This is a genomic window from Chromobacterium haemolyticum DSM 19808 (genome assembly GCF_000711885.1).
GTDB lineage: Bacteria > Pseudomonadota > Gammaproteobacteria > Burkholderiales > Chromobacteriaceae > Chromobacterium > Chromobacterium haemolyticum.
The window spans coordinates 13,265-31,025 of sequence record NZ_JONK01000040.1 but is presented as its reverse complement, the minus strand read 5'-3'; the positions used below and the strand labels follow the sequence as shown (position 1 = coordinate 31,025).

Below are 17,761 nucleotides of genomic sequence, written 5' to 3'. Positions count from 1 at the left end.
CGCTGCCAGAGTGGGCTCAAGCGGGTGCAAAGCCTGCTGTGCGACAGCGGTTACGTGGGCCAGCCCTTCGCGCAGGGAGTGCGGGAGATTCTGGGCGGGTATGTGACGGTACAGATCGCGAAGAGAAGCGAGCTGCATACGTTCAAGGTGATGCCAAAACGATGGATTGTGGAGCGCAGCTTCGCTTGGTTGGAAAAGAGCAGAAGGCTGTGGAAGAACTGTGAGCGGAAACTCAATACCAGCTTGCAGTTCATCCACTTGGCTTTCCTGGCTCTATTGCTCCGGAGATCGTAAACAGGTTCTAAGAACAGGTTTACGATTTCGCGAGCAAAGGCGAGACAAGGCGAAAACGGCTGAGAAAGCGGAATGTACTCATGGTACATGAGCATTTCGAAGACGGTTTCAACGCCCTTTTCTATCCATCCTGCCGACGCGCAGCTGATCGTAAACAGGTTCTAAGCGCAGCGCCCGGTTCCGGGACCGGGCCATCCATCAGAACCCGAAGCCCGTCCCCAGGCGGGCTTTGGGTGTGGAGCGTCAGCAAGGACGCTTGCCCTCCGCCTTGGATCAAGCTGATGACTGGCGTAAAAATCAACACCCCGCCCAGGCGGGGTGATGGCCAGCAATGAAACAAGTGCGCGGCAGCCCTTTACCCGTCGCCCTCTTCCCTATCACCCTCGACATCGTCCCTGGCCTGGAAGAATACATGCTTGAACACATCCAGCCGCACCGGGTCCAAACGTCGCTCCGCGGCGCTCAAAATCGTCTCAGGGTCAAAGTCGTTGTCGGACTCGTAGACGAAAAACGGCTCATTGTCGTCAATCTCGTACACCGAAATGACCAATACGCCATTCGTCCGCAGTTCCAGCTTGAGCTGCGCCATGGGAATGGCGCTGCCCACCAAGTCGCGTTCTTCCATTTAAACCCGCTTTCTCACTACGCCCATGCCTCCTTCTCAGCATAGGCCAGCGACGACGGGCCGCCATCCAAAAGCCTCTGCCCCGCTCAAGCGGGCCATCGCCGCTTAGCCGGCCCGGTCTTAAGGACTGGCATGCGGCGCTTGCTGATCGCTCCACGCTCGCCTATCTTCACAATCTAAATGTCATTAAATTACGCAATTTAATTGCCATTTGTATAAATAGGCGACATTTACGCGCTATTTCACGACGCTAACGCCTCGCCGGCAAAGCCGACCGCTTGTCGACGGTTCTCAACCATTATCCGAAGGAATGCCATGAATCCCCCACTCAACTTCCTGTTCCGCCGCGTCGCGGCCTTGCTGGCCGTCAGCGCGCTGTCTCTGACCGCCGGCGGCGCGCTGGCCGCCAATATCAGCGGCAGCCTGCCCAATTACAAAAACAGCGGCATCACGTTCAACTATGTGGAGCAAAAGAGCGGAGGCTCCGGCCCCGGCGCTCGCGGCATCCGCATTTACATCGCCGGCGGCCGGGACCAGAGCTACAAATTCAACCCCAATCCCCACGACGACCCTTGGTACAACAAGAACCAGACCAAGTTCTACCGACAGGCGGCCGAAGCGCTGGCGGACGCTTACCTCGCCAAGAACCCGAATCCTGCTTTCCCGCGCTACGGTTTCAAGTCCACCATCAACGGCATCGTGTACAGCTACAACCAGCCGTGAGCGGCGGCGGCGATAACATCGAGATTCGTGAGGGTGGCTCAAGCTATCCACACTGAGCTGCGAGAGGCCGCTACCCACGAGCTCCGCAAGTTGTCGCTGTGTTTGCCTCGCCATTTTGGCCCGCCTCCGCGCGATCCCATCACTTAGTACAGCATTTCAATGTCATAAATTGACTAAATTGAAGCAACACCAAGAAGTCATCTTAGGCAGTCAATCGCAACTGGTGTGGTATTGCATTACACAACACTCTCGTTTCACTTTACTCTGATAAAGGACATTTAAAATGGGCAAGAAAATTTTGAAACTGAAATTCAAAGGTAGTGATTTTGGCTATGTCCGCATGGTTAAAGGTAGCGATACTTTTTATGGTGGCGGCAGCGAAAAAGAAGCCATTGAGTTTGAATTGATCGCTTACAAGGGAAGTAGTAAACGTTTTTACTATAAAGTAGCGGGAACCAAAGACAGCTATATGGATTTTTCCCTCTCGTCTTCGGTGGTTAAAATCACCAAACCGTTTCTTAGTGTCGAATCCTCCACAATCTGCGCCTGGGAGCTAATCGACAATGAGCTGCATGCCATCCTAGCCGATAAGGATACCACTAAGGCCATTAGCCGCAGCGCAGCCGACCCGGAATCCAAAGCGCTGTACGCCAATAGCTTCGTCGACGTCAATCACTGCGAAGTTTCCATTGAAAACAGTACGGGCAAATCATCCAATTCAGAAAAACCTGAATTGCAACATGAGCTGGTATAAGCGTCCAGCATAAGTATGTGACTGATCGTCTGTTTATTAAGACACCTTCTCAGACAGAGTCATTTCACTTGCTTAAGCGAAAAAGCACCGCTTCCAAAGAGAGGAAACGGTGCTTTTTCATGCCTTAAGAATTACACGAGCCCCGGCATCAAACCAGAGGCACTTAAACAGGCCACTCCTCCGGATGTTCAGTCTGGCTCAAGCCGGCTCGCCGCCGTCCACTCGGCGGCGGGTTTGCAGAATGGGCGGCGCCCATTGCTCGCCCGGCCGCTTCTTGCGGGTGGCCAGCGTCAGCTCCGACGGCGCGAAGATATTGATGTTGTGGGTATTCGGCGTAGTGATCAGGTACTGCGCCTCGGTGGCTTTGAGGAAGCCGGCAACGCGGTCGATGTTGAAGATGTCAAGATGGGCGAACGGTTCGTCGATGAACACGAAACCGGACGGGTTGGACTCGTCCATCATCAGGCCGATCAACAAGATTAGCGACTTCATCACCTGCTGGCCGCCGGAGGCCTCGCCGTCGTTCATGCCCATCAGGCCCTTCTGGTCGAAGTTGAACCTGAGCACCAGCCCGGCCTGGGCCAGCGCGGCGTCGTCGTTGGACAGCTGCGGCAGTTCCACTTCCACCTGGATGCCGGCCAGCTCGCCCAGACGCTTGACGTTTTGGCCGTAGACGCGGACGGTGGCGCGCAACTTGCCCATATAGGCGGCGCGCGCTTCGTCGGTGAGCTCGCGCGAGCGGTCCACTTCACTCTGGCGGCGCTGACGTTCGCGGTCCAGAGCGGTCAGATCCTCCACCAGCTTGTCCTTCAAGGCCAGCACGGCTTCGTCCTGCTCCCAGTCGCCGTTTTGCAGCCGCTCTTCCAGGTAGTTGAGCTGATGCTTGGCATCCGCGGCGGTATCGAACTCGCTTTCGAGCGCTGCGACGTTATCCGGCGCTAGCGCCGCCTCAGGCAGACGCTCCGCCCATTCGCGCAGTTCGGACAGCAGGCGGCGCACTTGGCGACGCGCCTGCTCCACTTCCTGTTGTTTTTGGCGGAAGGCGGCCAGGCTGTCCTGTTCGCGCTGGCAAACGCGGTCGTGCGCCAACCGAGCGTCGCTGTAGCGCTGATCGGCGGCTTCCTTCTCCGCGCTGACGAGGCCCAGCGCCGCGCCCAAGCGGGCGATTTCGCTTTCCAGCCCCTGCTTGCGCGTTTCCAACGCGGCGAACTCTTCGGCGCGGCTGTCCAGTTGGCGGATGGCGTCCATGCCGCCCAGGTATTCAGCCAAGCCGGCGGCCTCGCGGGTGGCCGCCACCAAGCGCTCTTCGTCGGCCAGGATGCGCGTGTTCAACGCCTTCAAGGCTTCGCGCACCGCCAGCAGCCGCGATTGGCGCGCGGCTTCGCCGAAGGCGAACTCATGCGCCGGCACGCCGATGTGGCGCGCGCCGCGACGTTCGCGGAAGTAGCCGTCGCGGGTGATCCAGTCTCCACTGACGTCGGCGCCCTGCTCCGCGCTGTCTACGCGGCTGACGCTGTTCAACTGCCGGTACAGCCACTCGGGCGCGTCGGCGGAAAAGCGCACCACTTCCATCAGGCTGCCGGCGTTGGCGCGCGGCGGGCTGCAGCGCTCCGGCACCACGAAGTGGCGATAACGCAGTTTCTCGCCGATGCGCCAGGCTTCGCGGCGGTCGCTTTCGCGTTCCAGCAGCACCACGTGGCGATAACCTCTCAACAGCGCCTCCACTGCCGCCTGCCAGTTCGGGTCCAGCACTTCCACGATGTCGGACAACATCAGATGGCCAATGCCGGCCTCGTCCAGCGCGGCCTTGAACTGGCGCACGTCTTCCGGCGCGCGGCCGCGGCCGATTTCCAGCGCCTCCAGATGCTGGGAGCTGTCCTGGCGCTGCTTTTTCAGTTCGCGCAGCCCGTCTTTCAATTGCTCGGCTTCACCGCGCAACGCGGCGAGCTTATCGGCCAACTGAGCGGCGTCGGCTCCGTATTCCTTGCTGGCCAGCGCTTGCAGCCGGTCCCGTTCCTTGAGCTGACCGGCCACGCCTGCGTGCTCGCCCTTGGCCGCCATGAAGGCTTCCTGCGCGCCGACGCGGGCGGTTTCCGCCGCCTTGCGCGAGGCGTCGGCGGCCACTTCCGCGGCCTTGAGTTTGGCCACCAGCTGTAAGGTGTCGGCATGCTCGCCCCGGGCCTGGTTCAGCGCGTGGAAATTGCCCCGGTAGTTTTTCCAGACATTGCCAAGCGTGGACTTGGCGTCCAGATAGGCCAGCACCGGCAGCGCCTCGTCGCGCAGCCGGGCGATGCCGGTATTCAGTTGCCGCCATTCCAGATAGCGGTTGGCGCGGGTCTTCATGGTTTCCACCCGCGTCTGCAGCGCTTCTTCCTGACGGCTCAGCGATTCCAGTTCCAGCTCGGTGGCGCGTTGCTCGTCGCGGGCGCGCTGGTAGTTGTCCAGCACGTCCTTATCGCCGAAAACCTGGAACACCAGGTCAAGCAGTTGGCGCGGGCTGTATTCGGTGAGTTTGTCGGTATCGCCCTGTTCCAGCGCCAGCACTTCGGCCACCGCCGGGGTCAGGCCGGCCATTTCCAGCCGGCGGCGGTATTCCTGCACGCCCAGCCATTGGGCCTGGCCTTCGGCCTGCTCCAGCGGCACGTCGCCGTCCAGAATAGCGTAGTGGCGCACCCAGTCCCCGCCTTGCTTCTTGACCCGGCACAGCAAGGTGACAGCGTCCGCGACGATGGGGAAGAAGGGCGTCGGATACAGGCCGCCGCTGGGGCGACGCGGGTTGTCCACCACGCCGCGCAGATAGGCGAAGGGCTCTTTGTTGTTGCGAACGTAGCGTTTGTAATCTCGCTTGCCCGAGCATTTGATCGCCAGCAAGGTGCGCATCGCGTCCAGCAAGGTGGTCTTGCCGGAGCCGTTGGGGCCGATGATGGTGACGATCTGCGCGTCCAGCGGCACGGTCAGCCGCTGCCAGAAGTCCCAGTGCACCATTTCCACCGATTTCATCTGGAACATCAGCGCGTCTCCTCGTTGGCCGCGTCGTCGTCCGGCGGCAGGTCAAACAGCGGGCCGGCGGAGTCGTCGGCGTCCGCGGCGGCTTCCTGCTCGTCCTCGGTCGCTTCCGCGCGCTTGTCGGCCAGCGCGTCGCGGCCTTCGCGGCGCAGCAGCACATCGGCCAGCGCCCCTTCGATGATGCGCGGCGCCAGTTGGGCGTAGTCGATCATCAGGTCCAGCATCGGGCCTTCGTCCAGCCAGCGGTTGCGGCGCACGATAAAGCCCAGATTCACCAGGCGGCCCAGGTTGGCGTTGAAGCGGGTTCGGCCGCCCAGCGCCTTGCCGAAGTCCGCGTAGAGCGCGTCCTCGGACACGCCGGTGGAGACGGCGTCGCCGGTTTCCAACGGCTTTTGCGCGCCGAACATATCGCTCTGATTTTCCTTGCCGGCCTCCACGCGGGCGATCTGGCGCTCGCGCTTGGGCAGGATGATCAAGGACCACAGGATGACCAGCAACGCCACGCCGTCGCGCGGCAGACCCAGGTTGTTGTTGAGCCAGGCGTCGCCGGAGCCAAACACCGGCTCGGTCATTTCCGGCAGCAGCGCCACGGCCACATGCTCGGCGTAGGGGTTCTCCACCAAACGCAGGCCGACGGCGGCCAGGCTCTTGTCCAACTCCAGGCGGAAGCTGTCGTCCAGCAGCGCCTTCTTCGCCAGCGCGTCGCCGCGCGGCACCACCCGATGCGCCAGCAGACGGGCGGTCAGGGTTTTGATTTCTGTTTCCATTAAGAACCTTTTTGCGCCGCGGCCACCAGGCGCGCGTCGGACAGCGACGCCACTTCCGGGTGGTCCGGCTCGATCACGCGCTCGCCGCCTTGCAGGCTGAACGGCAGCTTGGCCAGCGCGGCGACGATGCTTTGGTCGTTGCTGGTTTCCGGATCGCCAATCAAGGACAGCAACGACAGCCGGTAGGCGGTTTCGTTGTAACTGTCGGCCAGCACCGCCTGGCTGATGTGGGCGTCGGCCGCGCCGGACATGCCCAGCTCCAGCAAGGCGTCGTACATCGCCTCGGCCTCCAGCAAGCGCTCCATTTCCGGCGCGTCGGCCAGCGGCGCGGCTTCGCCACCCGGCAGCGTCATGGAGCCGGCCTTGGCGCGCTCGCGCGCCAGCAGTTCGAATTCGGCCACATCGGCCAACTCCGGCGTGGACAGGAAGGCCGGCTCGGGGGCAATGGACAGACAGGCGTCCAGCTTGTGCGCCAGCTGGCCGGCCGCCATGCGGCGCAGCCAGTCCGCGATGTCGGTGGAGGTGAGGCCGGAGCCGCCCAGGTGCACGCGCTGCGCGGCCAATTGCGCCAGCCGGCGCTCAAACGTGCCGGCCAGCGCCAGCATGCGGCTTTGAGCCAGCGCGATGGCTTGCGCCTGGTTCAACACCAGCAGGCTGAGGCTGTCGTCCTGGGTCAGGCTCTTGACCACTTCGGTGGATTTGGCCACCCAGCGCCACACCGCTTCCAAGCGGTGCTGAGCGGCGCGGATACGGAATTCGGATTGCGACTCCAGCGCTTCCTCGAATTCCGCGTACAGTTCGTTCAAGCGCGCCAGCAGGTGTTTGAGCGCCTCGTCGGATACCTGGCCCACCGCCTGGCCGGCGGCCACTTGGCTGGTCAGATAGCCCAGCTCCACATCGTCCCCGGCAAAATCCACCATGGTGGCCAGCGCCGCCAGCGCGACGCGCGCGCCTTCGGACAGCTGGTAGACCCCGCTATCGCTGTCATAAACCAGCAGGCCGCCTTCGCGCAGCCGTCCCAGAATGGTGGCCAGCTTGGTGTCGTTCAGATAGGCGAAACGCTGGGCGATTTCCTGCGGCGTCCATAGCGGCGCTTCTGCGCGGCCGCCCAGTTCCCGCAACACCAGCAGCCGCATCAGCACTTCTTCGTCGCCGCCGCGGAACAGGGTGACGAAGACGGCGAGATAAGGCCAGGCGCCGGTCAGGCGCGACACCGCCTGCAAGGAGGCGGGCTCGATGCCGGGCTGGAAGAAGTCGGAGAGAGAATCCAAGGGCACTCCACCACGCGCGCGGGCGTGGAATGGCAAAAGCCATGATTGTCCGGGGGGCATGGTCGTTCGTCAACGCATCTCGGCGCGGCGGCCCTATCTTGCGTGGGCAGGTTTGGAATAAGATTCCACAACCCAGCCGCACACCGTAAGAGGAGAACCCATGTACACCCACCGCCAGCCCTTGCTGTCGCCCAGTCTGGGCAGCCAGCGCGATCTGACCAGCTTCCATTTCGGCGTGCCGCAGAGCGGCCAGAAAATCTATATCCAGGCCAGCCTGCACGCCGACGAATTGCCCGGCATGCTGACCGCCTGGCACTTGAAGCAAGGCTTGCAGCGGCTGGACGCCGCCGGCCTGCTGCGCGGCGAGGTGATCCTGGTGCCGGTGGCCAACCCCATCGGCCTGAACCAGAACCAAAGCGAGAAGCTGCTGGGGCGTTTCGATCTGCAAAGCGGCCAGAACTTCAACCGCTATTACCCGGTGCTGTCCGAAACGATTTTCGAGGCGGTGAAAGGGCAGCTGGGCCGCGACGGTAAGGCCAATACCGCCTTGATCCGCGCGGAGGCGCGCCAGCAATTGGGCGCGCTGCGCGCCGACAGCGAGTTGCAATCGCTACGCCATACGCTGATGAAGCTGGCCTTCGACGCCGACGTGGTGCTGGACCTGCACTGCGACTGCCGCGCCGGCCTGCACCTGTACACCGGCACCCCGCTATGGGAACAGTGCGAGCCGCTGTCGCGCTATCTGGGCGCTTGCGCCACCCTGCTGGCCACCGACTCCGGCGACCATCCCTTCGACGAAGCCTGCAGCCAGCTGTGGTGGCAGCTGCGCGATCTGGCGACGGCTGAAGGACTGGACGCGCAGATCGACATGGCCTGCCTGGCGGTAACGGTGGAACTGCGCGGAGAAAGCGACGTCCATCACGATTACGCGCGCCAGGACGCGGAAGGCATCCTCAACTTCCTGCGCCACCGCGGCGTCATCGCCGAAGCCGCGCCGCCGCTGCCGGAACTGCCCTTCCCCGCCACACCGCTGGCCGGTTCGGAAAACCTGTACGCGCCGCACGCTGGCGTAGTGGTGTATCACGCCCAGCCGGGCAGCGAGGTGGACAGCGGCGAACTGCTGGCCGAGGTAATCGACCCGATCAGCGACCGCTGCAGTGAGATCCGCGCCAACCGCCCGGGCATGTTGTACGCCACCAGCGCCCGCACTTACACCACCACCGGCCTGTCGCTGGCCAAGGTAGCCAGCCGCGAGGCCTTTAAATCCGGCAAGCTGTTGTCAGCCTGACCCTGAAAGGAAACCGCATGAGAATCTTGATTTGCGCCGCCGCGCTGCTGAGCCTGAGCGCCTGCAGCCAGACCAAGGCCCCGGAGCGACCGGCGGTGGGCATGGCCAATCCGGCCTCGGTGTATTGCGTGGAAAAAGGCGGCAAGCTGTTGCCGCAAAAAGACGCTCAGGGCAATGAGTACTCGCTATGCCAGTTGCCGGACGGCCGCACAGTGGAAGAGTGGACGCTGTTCCGCGCCGACCATCCCCGATAGCCCGTCAGGCTTATCCACAGCCTTTCCCATTTTTCTGATTTATCCACAACCCTGAAAACAACGAACCCGCCGGTCATGATGCGCCGGCGGGCCGTATCCCCCTTGAGCAGGGTAAGACTCAGATCACTTCAGGCTGCCGGACAAGAAAGCCTTCAGCCTCTCGCTCTTGGTGTTGCCGAACACCTCGTCCGGGCAACCCTCCTCCTCCACCCGCCCCTGGTGCAGGAACATCACGTGGTTGGACACATTGCGGGCGAAGCCCATCTCGTGGGTGACCACGATCATGGTGCGGCCTTCTTCGGCCAGCGCCTGCATCACTTTCAGCACCTCGCCCACCAGTTCCGGGTCCAGCGCCGAGGTGGGCTCGTCAAACAGCATGACCTCCGGCTCCATCGCCAACGCGCGCGCTATCGCCACCCGTTGTTGCTGGCCGCCTGACAAGTGCGCCGGATATTTATCCTGGGCGCGCTCGTCCAGGCCCACTTTGCGCAGGTATTTGATTGCGCGCTGGGTGGCCTCCTCCTTGGAAATCCCCAACACGTGCACCGGCGCTTCGATCACGTTCTCCAGCACCGTCATGTGCGCCCACAGATTGAAGTGCTGAAACACCATGGCCAGCTTGGTGCGCATGCCCTGCAGCTGCTTCTGGTCCGCCGGCGTCAATTCGCCGTTCTTGGTGGTGGCCAGGCGGATGGGCTCGCCATTGAGGCTGATGCTGCCCTGGTTCGGTTTTTCCAGGAAGTTGATGCAACGCAGAAAAGTGCTTTTGCCGGAGCCTGACGAGCCGATGATGCTGATCACGTCGCCGGCCTTGGCCGTCAGCGAAACGCCTTTGAGCACCTCGTGGCTGCCATAGCTCTTGTGAATGTTCTGGATATTCAGCTTGTCCATCTTCTTAATCCGTTTCTCAGGTTTTCGCCGGCTGCAAATAGGCCAGCCATCTGGTCTCGGCCTTGCGGAACAGGCCCACCAGGACGAAGGTGACGCCCAGATAGATCAGGGCGGCCAGACCGAAGGCGTTGAAGGAGTCGTAGGTGGCGGCGTTGACGTCCCGCGCCACTTTCAGCACGTCCGGCACGGTGGCGGTAAAAGCCACGGTAGTGGCGTGCAGCATCAGGATCACTTCATTGCTGTACGCCGGCAGCGCGCGGCGCAGCGCGGACGGAATGATCACCCGGCGGTAAAGGGTGAATTTGCTCATGCCGTAAGCCCGCCCTGCCTCAATCTCGCCGTAAGGGGTGGCCTTGATCGCGCCGGCGAAGATCTCGGTGGTGTAAGCGCAGGTGTTGAGCGCGAACGCCAGGATGGTGCAGTTGTAGCCCTCGCGGAAGAAGTGGTTGAGGAAACCCACCTCGCGCACCGCGTCCAGGCTGTACATGCCGGTGTAGAAGAACAGCAGCTGCACATAGAGCGGCGTGCCGCGGAACACATAGGTGTAGAACCAGACGCTGCGCGCCAGCCACTTGACCTTGGATACCCGCGCCACCGCCAGCGGGATGGACACGACAAAGCCGAAGGCGATGGACAGCACCAGCAGCCACATGGTGACGGCGAGGCCGGAGAGATGGTAGCCGTCCGACCACAGGAAGGGACGCCAGTATTGTTGAATGATGTCAATCATAGCTCGGCCTCCCTCACGCCCATGGAATAACGGCGCTCCAGCCACATCAGCACGAAGTTGGACACCGTGGTGAGCAGCAGGTAGATCGCCCCGGCCACCAAGGTGAAGAAGAACACTTTGTAAGTGCTCTTGCCGGCGTCTATCGACACTTTAACCACGTCGGTCAGGCCGATGATGGATACCAGGGCGGTGGCTTTTAGCATCACCTGCCAGTTATTGGAAATGCCGGGCAACGCGAAACGCATCATCTGCGGAAACTGGACGCGGGAAAACACCTGCCAGTGGCTCATGCCGTAAGCGGTGCCCGCCTCCAGCTGGCCCTTGGGCACGGAGATGAAGGCGCCGCGCAGCGTTTCGGTAAAGTAGGCGCCATAGATAAAACCCAAGGTCACCACGCCGGACACGAAGGGATTGAGATCAATCCGTTCCATGCCTTGCCATTCGGTAAGATGGTTGATGCCGATCTGCAGGCTGTAAAAAATCAGCAGCATCAGCACCAAGTCCGGCACGCCGCGGATCAAGGTGGTGTACAGCGTGGACACGCCGCTCAGCAAGGGATTGCTGGACAGCTTGGCCCCGGCCCCGATGAGGCCGATGAGGAAAGCCAGCAGCAAGGACAGCACCGCCAGCTCCAGCGTCACCAGCGTGCCGTCCCAGATAATGGAACCAAATCCATACAAAAACATGCTCATCCCCTTTCAGGAGCGGCGACGGTGGGCGTCGGGCCGTTCCTGACTTGCGCAAAAGACGAGCCGCCGACAAAACGGATGGCCAACTCCGGCCACGGAGGCGCTGCGGGTTCCAATGCAACGGTCTTGTCGGCGGCTTACAAGAACTGGTTCAAAGCCTGCCGCACAGCGGCGATACGGCCCTGAACAGGCTCTTACGGCTTACTTGCCGTAAACGTCGAAGTTGAAATATTTCTTCTCAATCTTCTTATAGGTGCCGTCTTTGAGCATGCCGGCGATGGCTTTGTCGATGTCGGCCTTCAGTTCCTTGTCTTCCTTGCGTAGACCGATGGCGGCGCCTTCGCCCAGGGTTTGCGGGTCCACCAGTTCTTTGCCGGCAAAAGCGAAGCCCTTGCCTTCCGGCTTCTTCAGGAAGCCTTCTTCGGCCTGCACCGCGTCTTGCAGCGAAGCGTCCAGACGGCCGGCCGTCAGGTCGGACAGCACTTGGGTCTGGTTCTGGTAAGGCACGACTTCCACACCGGCCGGCGCCCAGTGTTTCTTGGCGTAGGCTTCCTGAATGGTGCCCTGCTCCACGCCCACCCGCTTGCCCTTCAGCGAAGCCGGGGTGGGCAACAGGCCGGAACCGGCCTTGGCCACCATGCGGGTAGGAGTGTTGAACAATTTGGCGGAGAAGTTGATTTCCTTCATCCGGGCCTCGGTCATCGACATAGAAGACAGCACGCCGTCGAATTTCTTGGCTTTCAAGGCCGGGATCATGCCGTCGAAATCATTTTCCACCCACACGCACTTGGCTTTCAGGCGCTTACAGATTTCATTGCCCAGATCGATGTCGAAACCCACTAGCTGACCATTGGCCGCTTTGGATTCAAACGGCGCGTAACTGGCGTCCACTCCGAAGCGGACTTCCTTCCAATCCTTGGCCCATGCTCCGATAGACGCGGTCATCAGACCCAAGGCCATCACAGCCAATGCTTTCTTCATTTGCTTCTCCTCATAGACTTCATCTACAGCCAACGGTGAAAACCCCGGGCCGACGGCCGGGCATAGGTATTTCACAAGATAAAGCGCTTGGGGCTTTTGCCCTCTAGATTTGCTCCAGCTCCGCAAGGGGCTGAGCGGTTCATGTTATATAAATAGAGCAATTTGTCTATACCGTCTCCGCTGCCCACTGCCAATGCCGATCTCATCTAAGCTTACGTCATGTCATCAGAAAAAATTAATGACTTGGTATTTCAGAGATTCGGCAAATTCGCGGTCTGTTGAGGACAAAATACAACAACCAAGCACCCACACAAGTAACGCTTGGTATCGGAATGGGTGTACCTGGACATGAAAAAGTATTTATAAGAACAAACAATCGGCGCGCGCGTGCCGGTGTCGGACAGAACACCAGAATGCGGGATGGGAACAAGACGACAGGCCATGCCTCAGACTTGCATACGCAGAGGCGGCCCGCCAAGGAATCCACTCACGTCAACTTCCGGACTTCCGTGGCGGCGGGCAACAGCGCCGCCCCGTCCTGGGTCTTGGGCAACATCAAGGGCACGGGCTGCCCGCTGCCCTTGTCGATCAGCAGCGAATGAGGCTCGCCAGGTTCAAACAAATACCGTTCGCCCCACTGGCGCAAGGCCAGCACCACCGCAAACAGGCTTTCTCCCTTGGCTGTCAATACATACTCCTGATAAGCGCTGCCGTCCGAAGCCGCCTGAGTGGCAAGCACCTCGGCGTCCACCAGCTTGCGCAGCCGGTCCGACAGGATGTTGCGGGCCACGCCCAGGCTGCGCTGGAAATCACCAAAACGGCGCACACCGTCGAAGGCATCGCGCACGATCAGCAGCGACCAGCGGTCCCCAACGATGTCGACGCCACGCGCCACCGGACACGGCTGCGGGTTCATGATCTTGCGGCGCGGCATGGCCTCTCCTTGAGTCTGCGGTGAATGGATCAATTAGTTGCATTTTAAAACTGGGTGCCCTAGCATTCAATCAGTTTCATTTTGCAACTACATTGAACGGAACCGGGATCATGAAAGCCGCGCTCGCCCCTCCCTCCCCGCCGCTGCGCAAGCCGCCGCCCGCCCAGGCAGTGGACATGCCCGCCAGCCTGGTATGGCTGTTCGCCGCCGCCAGCGGCTTGAGCGTGGCCAACGTCTATTACGCTCAACCCTTGCTGGATGCGCTGGCTCGGGATTTCGCCATCCGCCAGGCGGCGGTGGGCGGCGTGGTCACCGCCACTCAGATCGGCTGCGCGCTGGCCTTGCTGCTGCTGGTGCCGCTAGGCGACCTGCTGGAACGCCGCCGCCTGATGGCGGCGCAACTGCTGGCGCTGGTGGCCGCGCTGACAGCCGTCGCCATGGCACGCTCCGCGCCCGCACTGCTGGCCGGCGTGTTAGCGGTGGGCTTGCTGGGCACGGCAATGACGCAGGGGCTGATCGCCTACGCGGCCAGCGCCGCCGCGCCCCATGAGCAAGGGCGCGTCGTTGGCGCGGCGCAAAGCGGCGTCTTCATCGGCCTACTGCTGGCGCGGGTGTTCGCCGGCGCCGTCAGCGATCTGGCCGGCTGGCGCGGCGTTTATCTCTGCGCCGCGGCGCTGATGCTCGCGCTAGCGCTGCCCCTGTGGCGGCGGCTGCCCGCGCTGGCTCCCTCCGCGAACGCGATGCGCTACCCAACGCTGCTTGCCTCCATGTTGACCTTGCTGCGGCACGAGAGGGCGCTACAAGTGCGCGGCATGCTGGCGCTGTTGATGTTCGCGGCCTTCAATATCTTCTGGAGCGCGCTGGTCCTGCCCTTGAGCTCACCGCCGCACAACTACTCCCATACCGCCATCGGCGCCTTTGGCCTGGTGGGCGCGCTTGGCGCGCTGGCTGCCGCGCGCGCCGGACAGTGGGCCGACCGCGGGCAGGGTCAACGCACCAGCGCGGCGGCGCTGGCGCTGCTGCTGCTAGCCTGGTGGCCGCTGTCGCTGATGCTGCAATCGCTGGCCGCCCTGCTGGTCGGCATCCTGCTACTGGACCTGGGCGGCCAGGCGCTGCACGTGACCAACCAGAGCCTGATTTTCCGCTCCCGCCCCGAAGCGCATGGCCGGCTGGTCGGCCTTTACATGCTGTTCTACGCGCTGGGCAGCGGGCTGGGCGCCATCAGCGCCACCGCGACCTACGCCCGTGCCGGCTGGCAAGCCGTTTGCGGACTGGGCGCCGCCGTCAGCCTGCTGGCGCTGTTGTTCTGGTGCGCGACACGACGACTCACACCCGCGGCTATGGGATGAAATGAAAAAGGCCAGTCTCGCGACTGGCCTTTTGCTTACCGGAGACGCCAGGAAGCCGTTTATTCTTCAGTCGTATCCTGATGCATAGCCGCATCCGGGGTAATCACGGTTTGGCGCGCGGCGGCGGCTTGCTGCTGCGCCTCGTCCGCCAGCTTGCGCTGCTCGGCGCGCACCACATCCAGGTAGGACATGATGGCGAAAGTCAGCTCGCGGGTGCCTTCGTGGTTCAACGCGGAGATGCTGAACACGCGCGGCGCCTTGATATCGAAGCCGAAACGGTCGTCCGGCTGCTCTTCCGGCCAGCCATAGGCTTTAAGGAAGGCGGACACCGTCAGTTCGCGCTCGTCCGGAGGCAGCATATCCACCTTGTTCAATACCAGCCAGCGCGGCTTGCCGTGCAGCTCCTCGTCGTACTTCTTCAATTCCTCGACGATGGCGCGCGCCTCGCGCACCGGATCGACATCCGGGTCAAACGGGGCCACATCCACCACGTGCAACAGCAGGCCAGTGCGCTGCAAATGCTTGAGGAAGCGGTGGCCCAAGCCGGCGCCTTCCGCCGCGCCTTCAATCAGCCCCGGAATATCGGCAATCACAAAGCTGCGCGTATCGTCCATCCGCACCACGCCCAAATTGGGGTGCAGCGTGGTGAACGGGTAGTCCGCCACCTTGGGACGCGCCGCCGACACCGCGCGGATGAAGGTGGACTTGCCCGCGTTGGGCATGCCCAGCAGGCCCACGTCCGCCAGCACCTTCAGCTCCAGCTTCAAGGTGCGCTGTTCGCCCTGCTCGCCAGGCGTGCATTGACGCGGCGCGCGGTTGGTGGAGGATTTGAAATGGATGTTGCCCAGGCCGCCCTTGCCGCCGCGCGCAATCATGACGCGCTGGCCGTGGTGGGTCAGATCCGCCACCAGCTCACCCGTGTCGTGGTCGGTAATCACCGTGCCCACCGGCATTTTCAGTTCGATATCGTCGCCGCCCTTGCCGTAGCAATCAGCGCCGCGACCGCGCTCGCCGTGTTCCGCCAGGTATTTCTTAACGAAACGGAATTCCACCAAGGTGTTGACGTTTTCATCCGCCACCGCGAACACGCTACCGCCCTTGCCGCCGTCGCCGCCGTCCGGGCCGCCGAAGGGAACGAACTTCTCGCGGCGGAAACTGGCCACGCCGTTGCCGCCGCGGCCCGCGAACACTTCAATGCGGGCTTCATCAATAAACTTCATGTTTTCAACCTCTGTCTGGCGAGGAGTCAGGGGTCAGGATTGACACGCTTCAACCCTCACGCCTTGCCCCTCGGTATAAAAAAAGCCCTATCGCAGGATAGGGCTTTCTCGGTCACTAGAAAGCGAAAAATTATTCGCCGTCTACGCCGGTGTACGGAACCACATTAACGAACTTGCGCTTCATTGCACCTTTGATGGTGAATTCAACATAGCCGTCAACCTTGGCGAACAAGGTGTGATCCTTGCCCTGGCCAACGTTTTCACCTGCGTGGAAGCGGGTGCCGCGCTGACGCACGATGATGGAACCTGCCGGAATCAGTTCGCTGCCGTAAACCTTAACGCCCAGGCGTTTGGCTTCGGAGTCACGACCGTTGCGGGAGCTACCGCCTGCTTTTTTGTGTGCCATGACTGTTTATCCTTACTTCGAAATCGCGTCGATGCGGATTTCGGTGAAGTTTTGACGATGACCCTGATGTTTCTGGTAGTGCTTGCGACGACGCATCTTGAAGATGCGGATCTTGTCGCCACGACCGTGGGAAACAACGGTGGCCTTAACAGTGGCGCCGGCAATCATCGGGGCGCCTACAACAACCTGTTCACCGTCAGCAATCATCAGCACTTCTTCAAGTACGATCTGGCTGTCGACGTCTGCAGGTATCTGTTCTACTTTGAGTTTTTCACCAACGACAACTTTGTACTGCTTGCCGCCGGTTTTTATGACCGCATACATTCGCATGAGCTCCTGAATATAAAAATCTCGCCGCCTATTGCGGGAGAACGCGAAACTATACGGACAGCCCGTCAAGTTGTCAATGATTTCATTGACTTAGTTCTAAGAAGTAAGCGCCATGGCGGCTTAAGGGGCTTTTCTGGTAACATTCTCGCCTTTGGCGTACCCATCTCAAATAACTGGTTGAAATCGTGTCCACCCCGCTTTTCCGTACACTGATAGCCGACGACATGCAGGCCGTAGACCGCGTCATCCGCGCCCGGCTGCACTCTGATGTCGTCCTGATCCGCCAGGTAGCGGAATACATCATTTCCGCCGGCGGCAAGCGCCTGCGCCCGGTGCTGACGCTATTGTCCGGCCGCGCGCTGGGCCACGGCGGCGAACAATTGCACGAGCTGGCGGCGATGATCGAATTCATCCACACCGCCACCCTGCTGCACGACGACGTGGTGGACGAATCCGACCTGCGCCGCGGCCGAGAAACCGCCAACGCGCTGTTCGGCAACGCCGCCAGCGTGCTGGTGGGCGACTTCCTCTACACCCGCGCCTTCCAGATGATGGTGACCACCCGCAATATGGACATCCTGGCGGTGATGGCGGAAGCCACAAACATCATCGCCGAAGGCGAGGTGCTGCAGCTGCTCAACATCGGCAACACCGACGTTACCGAAGACGAATACCTGCGCGTGATCAAGTACAAGACCGCCAAGCTGTTTGAAGCCTCCGCCCGCGTGGGCGCGCTCAGCGCCGGCGCCAGCGCCGAGCAAGTGCGGGCGATGGCCGAATACGGCATGTACCTGGGCACCGCCTTCCAGATCATCGACGACGTGCTGGACTACAGCGGCGACGCCGAGACCATAGGCAAGAGCCTGGGCGACGATCTGGCCGAAGGCAAACCAACGCTGCCCCTGATCTACACCATGCGCAACGGCAATCCGGAAGCCTCCGCCACCGTGCGCGACGCGCTGGAACACGCCAGCCGCGATCGTTTCCAGGACGTGCTGGCTGCGGTACAATCCTGCGGCGCGCTGGACTACGCGCGGGCCGAAGCGGTCAAAGTGGCCGAACAGGCCGTCGCCGCGCTGGCGCCGATTCCGGAATCGGACACCCACCAGGCCTTGGTGGAATTGGCCCGCCTGTCGGTGGACCGCAGCGCCTGAGCCAGCAAGTTTATCTAAGCGTCTCCGTAGTTAAATGGATATAACGGCCCCCTCCTAAGGGGCAGTTACAGGTTCGATTCCTGTCGGGGGCGCCA

At 61.8% G+C, this 17,761-nt stretch carries 19 protein-coding genes and 1 tRNA gene; 8 read left to right on the top strand and 12 right to left on the bottom strand.

Annotated features, from left to right (window positions below):
- Positions 1–294 (top strand): transposase (locus BR71_RS18385; protein ID WP_043641014.1); only part of this gene is annotated, 294 nt, incomplete at its 5' end.
- A 355-nt stretch (positions 295–649) separates the two neighbouring features.
- Here the strand turns inward: BR71_RS18385 and BR71_RS18380 are convergent.
- A complete protein-coding gene (locus BR71_RS18380) occupies positions 650–919 on the bottom strand; it encodes a hypothetical protein (protein WP_043641002.1) in 270 nt (89 codons plus the stop codon).
- A gap of 315 nt (positions 920–1,234) precedes the next feature.
- On the opposite strand from BR71_RS18380, the gene BR71_RS23100 reads away from it, so the two are divergent.
- The gene (locus tag BR71_RS23100; RefSeq protein WP_052370820.1) at positions 1,235–1,642 is read left to right on the top strand and encodes a hypothetical protein; all 408 of its coding nucleotides are present in this window, start codon (positions 1,235–1,237) and stop codon (positions 1,640–1,642) included.
- A 283-nt stretch (positions 1,643–1,925) separates the two neighbouring features.
- The gene (locus BR71_RS18370) at positions 1,926–2,396 is read left to right on the top strand and encodes a hypothetical protein (RefSeq protein WP_043641000.1); all 471 of its coding nucleotides are present in this window, start codon (positions 1,926–1,928) and stop codon (positions 2,394–2,396) included.
- Between the two features lie 198 nt (positions 2,397–2,594).
- Here BR71_RS18370 and BR71_RS18365 read toward each other — a convergent pair whose 3' ends face one another.
- From BR71_RS18365 to BR71_RS18355, 3 genes are read right to left on the bottom strand one after another with little or no spacing between them, the layout of a single operon-like run.
- Positions 2,595–5,405, bottom strand: a complete 2,811-nt coding sequence (locus BR71_RS18365; protein ID WP_043640999.1) for an ATP-binding protein — start codon at positions 5,403–5,405, stop codon at positions 2,595–2,597.
- Positions 5,405–6,169, bottom strand: a complete 765-nt coding sequence (locus tag BR71_RS18360; protein ID WP_043640997.1) for a hypothetical protein — start codon at positions 6,167–6,169, stop codon at positions 5,405–5,407. Before BR71_RS18360 ends, BR71_RS18365 begins: the two co-directional genes overlap by 1 nt.
- Positions 6,169–7,446, bottom strand: coding sequence for a hypothetical protein (locus tag BR71_RS18355; RefSeq protein ID WP_231138285.1), 1,278 nt, complete (start codon positions 7,444–7,446; stop codon positions 6,169–6,171). The genes BR71_RS18360 and BR71_RS18355 overlap by 1 nt, the downstream gene beginning before the upstream one ends.
- Positions 7,447–7,600: 154 nt before the next feature.
- Here BR71_RS18355 and BR71_RS18350 point away from each other — a divergent pair, with 154 nt between their 5' ends.
- Both BR71_RS18350 and BR71_RS18345 read left to right on the top strand, forming a co-directional pair.
- Positions 7,601–8,728 carry a succinylglutamate desuccinylase/aspartoacylase family protein gene (locus BR71_RS18350; protein WP_043640993.1) on the top strand — a complete coding sequence of 376 codons (1,128 nt, stop codon included), beginning with the start codon at positions 7,601–7,603 and terminating at the stop codon, positions 8,726–8,728.
- A gap of 17 nt (positions 8,729–8,745) precedes the next feature.
- A complete protein-coding gene (locus BR71_RS18345) occupies positions 8,746–8,982 on the top strand; it encodes a putative hemolysin (protein ID WP_043640990.1) in 237 nt (78 codons plus the stop codon).
- Positions 8,983–9,105: 123 nt separating this feature from the next.
- Here BR71_RS18345 and BR71_RS18340 read toward each other — a convergent pair whose 3' ends face one another.
- The 5 genes from BR71_RS18340 to BR71_RS18320 form a co-directional block, all read right to left on the bottom strand.
- A complete protein-coding gene (locus BR71_RS18340) occupies positions 9,106–9,873 on the bottom strand; it encodes an ABC transporter ATP-binding protein (RefSeq protein ID WP_043640987.1) in 768 nt (255 codons plus the stop codon).
- A gap of 16 nt (positions 9,874–9,889) precedes the next feature.
- The gene (locus tag BR71_RS18335; RefSeq protein ID WP_019102446.1) at positions 9,890–10,603 is read right to left on the bottom strand and encodes an ABC transporter permease; all 714 of its coding nucleotides are present in this window, start codon (positions 10,601–10,603) and stop codon (positions 9,890–9,892) included.
- Entirely contained in the window at positions 10,600–11,289 is a 690-nt protein-coding gene (locus BR71_RS18330) for an ABC transporter permease (RefSeq protein WP_043641009.1), read from the bottom strand. Before BR71_RS18330 ends, BR71_RS18335 begins: the two co-directional genes overlap by 4 nt.
- Positions 11,290–11,493: 204 nt before the next feature.
- Positions 11,494–12,273: an ABC transporter substrate-binding protein gene (locus BR71_RS18325; RefSeq protein WP_043640983.1), complete on the bottom strand. Its 780-nt coding sequence runs from the start codon at positions 12,271–12,273 to the stop codon at positions 11,494–11,496.
- A gap of 487 nt (positions 12,274–12,760) precedes the next feature.
- Positions 12,761–13,207 carry a winged helix-turn-helix transcriptional regulator gene (locus tag BR71_RS18320; RefSeq protein ID WP_043640980.1) on the bottom strand — a complete coding sequence of 149 codons (447 nt, stop codon included), beginning with the start codon at positions 13,205–13,207 and terminating at the stop codon, positions 12,761–12,763.
- A gap of 110 nt (positions 13,208–13,317) precedes the next feature.
- Here BR71_RS18320 and BR71_RS18315 point away from each other — a divergent pair, with 110 nt between their 5' ends.
- Entirely contained in the window at positions 13,318–14,556 is a 1,239-nt protein-coding gene (locus tag BR71_RS18315) for an MFS transporter (protein ID WP_043640977.1), read from the top strand.
- 59 nt (positions 14,557–14,615) lie between these two features.
- On the opposite strand, the gene obgE is transcribed toward BR71_RS18315, so the two are convergent.
- From obgE to rplU, 3 genes are all read right to left on the bottom strand, one after another.
- Positions 14,616–15,776, bottom strand: a complete 1,161-nt coding sequence (gene obgE, locus BR71_RS18310) for a GTPase ObgE (protein ID WP_043640975.1) — start codon at positions 15,774–15,776, stop codon at positions 14,616–14,618.
- A gap of 130 nt (positions 15,777–15,906) precedes the next feature.
- The gene (gene rpmA, locus BR71_RS18305; RefSeq protein ID WP_043640972.1) at positions 15,907–16,182 is read right to left on the bottom strand and encodes a 50S ribosomal protein L27; all 276 of its coding nucleotides are present in this window, start codon (positions 16,180–16,182) and stop codon (positions 15,907–15,909) included.
- 12 nt (positions 16,183–16,194) lie between these two features.
- The gene (gene rplU / locus BR71_RS18300; protein ID WP_039753142.1) at positions 16,195–16,506 is read right to left on the bottom strand and encodes a 50S ribosomal protein L21; all 312 of its coding nucleotides are present in this window, start codon (positions 16,504–16,506) and stop codon (positions 16,195–16,197) included.
- Positions 16,507–16,736: 230 nt separating this feature from the next.
- Here rplU and ispB point away from each other — a divergent pair, with 230 nt between their 5' ends.
- Both ispB and BR71_RS18290 read left to right on the top strand, forming a co-directional pair.
- Positions 16,737–17,666 (top strand): octaprenyl diphosphate synthase, encoded by a 930-nt coding sequence (gene ispB / locus BR71_RS18295; protein ID WP_052370816.1) that lies wholly within the window; start codon positions 16,737–16,739, stop codon positions 17,664–17,666.
- A gap of 20 nt (positions 17,667–17,686) precedes the next feature.
- Positions 17,687–17,761, top strand: a tRNA-Arg gene (locus BR71_RS18290).